General features: G+C 49.2%; 1 protein-coding gene. It reads right to left on the bottom strand.

Features of this window, described 5'->3' with window-relative positions:
* Positions 1-74: 74 nt before the first annotated feature.
* Positions 75-254: hypothetical protein (locus tag SB773_RS33245; protein WP_410594708.1), on the bottom strand; the 180-nt coding region annotated here is incomplete at its 5' end.

The following is a 254-nucleotide window of genomic DNA, read 5'->3' as shown; positions in this document are numbered from 1 at the left end:
CATCTGTTACTGCCAACCCCGCTCAATGTCAGCGATGCTCAGCTTTGCTTTCCATATCTGCTGGTGGCTCAAATCTATGCTTTCAGCCGGGCGGTCAGTTTAGCAATCAGCCCTGACAATCCATGTCCCGGTGGGGAAGTCAACAGAGTTGTCCGAGGGGTCAAAATATATCCATTCCATAACAAGAACAGAGGGAATAAACCATGCCAAACATTGTATTGAGCAGAATCGATGAACGTCTGGTGCACGGGCAG

Origin of the sequence: Bacillus sp. SIMBA_074 (genome assembly GCF_046534555.1) — a bacterium.
GTDB lineage: Bacteria > Bacillota > Bacilli > Bacillales > Bacillaceae_G > Bacillus_A > Bacillus_A mycoides.
Note: the sequence above shows the minus strand (reverse complement) of the source record. Positions and strands in the feature narration are given on the sequence as shown.